The sequence below is a fragment of the Rhodococcus sp. APC 3903 genome (genome assembly GCF_030407755.1).
Lineage (GTDB): Bacteria > Actinomycetota > Actinomycetes > Mycobacteriales > Mycobacteriaceae > Rhodococcus_F > Rhodococcus_F erythropolis.
On record NZ_JASDCV010000071.1, the window covers coordinates 1 to 2,613 of the forward strand.

Annotated in this window: 1 protein-coding gene and 1 pseudogene; both read left to right on the forward strand. The window is 59.1% G+C overall.

Features of this window, described 5'->3' with window-relative positions; translation table 11 throughout:
- Positions 1 to 407: pseudogene (locus QMA15_RS32505) on the forward strand (alpha/beta hydrolase); the annotation flags it as partial.
- Positions 408 to 823: 416 nt separating this feature from the next.
- Positions 824 to 1,831, forward strand: a complete 1,008-nt coding sequence (locus QMA15_RS32510) for a transposase (protein ID WP_290289275.1) — start codon at positions 824 to 826, stop codon at positions 1,829 to 1,831.
- Positions 1,832 to 2,613 lie beyond the last annotated feature (782 nt).

Consider the following 2,613-nt stretch of genomic DNA (forward strand, 5'->3'; position numbering starts at 1 on the left):
CGGAGCTACGTGTCAGCGAGTCCGGGCACGGACTCTTCGGGTACTCGTACGGAGGACTTTTCGCTCTCTACGCATGGCTGCGCGACGCGGCCCCATTCGCGACCTTCGGTGCGGGTAGTCCCGGAGTTGTGAACGCTGACAGCCAGATTCACACACTGGTCGAGGCCCTGCCGGAGCGTGGCGTGGGCTCAGTTGTGCCGCAGCTGCACGTTACGCTGAACGAAGTCGAACTGACCGGGCCCATTCCGATCTATCGCGGACTGGCACGTAACGTTCTTGCTGTCGTGGAGCAGTTGCACGGCAAGGGGCGGTCGCAGGATGTTTCGACCGCGGTGTTGCACGAGACGCACGTCACCGGGATACAGGCATCGTTCCTGAGCTACTTGAAGACCTCCCACGCGCGCTAGCTGGTTTCGGAAAGCGGTAGCTGTTTTCGGAAGGCGATGCCGATGGTGAGTCGCTCGATGGGGGCGACTCACCATCCGTGTCTGTGTGGGACGGTAGCGATCAATCCCCTCGTTGGCGGCTGCCCCTCCATCGCTAGGCGACCAACTAACGATCAATCCCCGCAACTGGTGGATAGCCGGTGACAATGCCTGCGTACCGGCTTCTGATGAGCTTTCGTTGCTCAATCACACACCGAGTCTCTGTTGCGGGTATAAGCAGTTCGACAACCTACTCGTACCGAGATTTACGTCTTGCTGCGAGTCACGCAACGGAGTCAGCCGAATGATTCAACCGATCCAGAAGATCGTTTGAGGTTCACCCCGGATGGTGGACACCGAGATAGCGGGACCAACGGTTCCGCTGGAAGGATGTCCTCATGTCCCGCAAGCGCAGGTCGTTCACGACCGAGTACAAGGTCGAGGCCGCCCGTCGGGTAATCGATTCCGACCGAACCATCGCCGAAATCGCCCGAGAACTTGGCATCAACGAAGCCCTGCTCGGACGCTGGGTCGCCTACGAACGCCGGTGGGTCGAGGCCACCGCAGCATCCGGTGACCAGCCGCTCACGACCGCGGAACGCACCGAGCTGGCATGGTTGCGCCGGCAGGTTTCCGCGCAGGAGAAAGACATCGCGTTCCTGAGAAAGCGTCCGCGTATCTCGCAGCCAATCAACAAAAGTAGAGCTCTACGCGTTGATGTCCGCGCGGAGTGCGCGAACTCCGCAATTCATCGTATGGCACGCCTGCTCGAACTATCGACCTCCGGTTTCTACAAACATCAAGGTCGCAGTGTGACAACCCGATTGGACGAACGACAGCCACGTAAAACTGATCTGGAGATGAAGATCCTCGCGATCCACCGGGAGTCGAAGGGGGTATACGGGTCACCTCGGATCACCGCTGAGCTCCGCGACGGCGGCGAGGTGGTCACCGAGACAACGGTCGTCAAGATCATGCGATCGGTCGGTTCGTCGGGATGCCCCCAAGTACTTCGTGCAGGGAGGTACCCCCGCCCACGCACGTTCAAGGTCCGCACCACCGTGTTCGATCCGTTCGCATCGTTCCCTGAGGATCTGGTGCAGCGCCGGTTCGATCAGGGGTGCCTCGATGCGGTGTGGACCTCCGATATCACCTACCTGACCTGCGGTGAGGACGATATGTATCTCTGCGCGATCAAGGACGAACATTCCAAGAAGGTCCTCAGGTGGGCGGTGGCCGATCACATTGCGCAGCGAGCTCGTTCTGGATGCTCTGGACATGGCGGTCGCCGAACGTGGCGGCGATGTCACGGGCACAATCATGCACTCGGACAAAGGGACTCAATTTACTGCAGGGATCATGAAGCAGGCGTGCGAGCGCTAAAGGTTGCGGCGTTCGATGGGTGAAACCGGCATATGCTGGGACAACGCTGGCGCGGAAAGCTAATGGTCGGCGTTCAAGCACTACTACTACTACTACTACTACTACTACCGTCACACTTTCGCCCCTGCCGCCGAATTGGTTGCTGCGGTTGACTACTGGATGAACTTCTACAACCCTCGGTCAGCACTCCGCGATCGGAATACTCAGCCCCCACAACTATGAACAGTGACTGGTCGCGCCCATCTTGGCCGCGCAACAACTGTCCACTTTTCGGGGTGAACGTCAGTTGACGGCAATCTCATTCGGTGCGGGTAGGGGATTGGCCGCATCGAGACCGAACTTCGCAACCTTGAAGGCTACTCAAGTAGTGCCGAGCTCGACCAGATTGATCTCGAGAAAGTGCCGCCCGGAGCCTCCATTGTGTAGGAGTGAACAAGGTTGTGCACTGTGGCGAGCGCGAGGCGGTGATTGCGAAGTCGGTGATGATGACACCACGTTCGACGGTTCGGCAGATGGTATTGGCCGACGAGGTCGGTAGGCAGCAAGCCGGGTCCTGGCATGTGAGGGGATCAGGCATATGCTGAATGGCAATGGTTTTGCGACGTCACGATCACCGATTTCGCTCGGAGGCGACGTTTTCTCGAGCTCGATCGTGAGGACCTCATTTAGCTACTACGCAGTCTCACGGTTGCAACGAGTCTCGTCGCTGCCGAAGGTGGAACCTGTAGGTGCGATGTATGCCTGGTTGCAGGCCGAGCGAACACGTTCCGGGTCTCATGTGCTTCGGCATGTAGCGAGCTTATGG

What these genes read in the sequence shown, in the direction of transcription:
- QMA15_RS32510 (WP_290289275.1), top strand. Translation starts at nt 824, where the DNA reads ATGTCCCGCAAGCGCAGGTCGTTCACGACCGAGTACAAGGTCGAGGCC.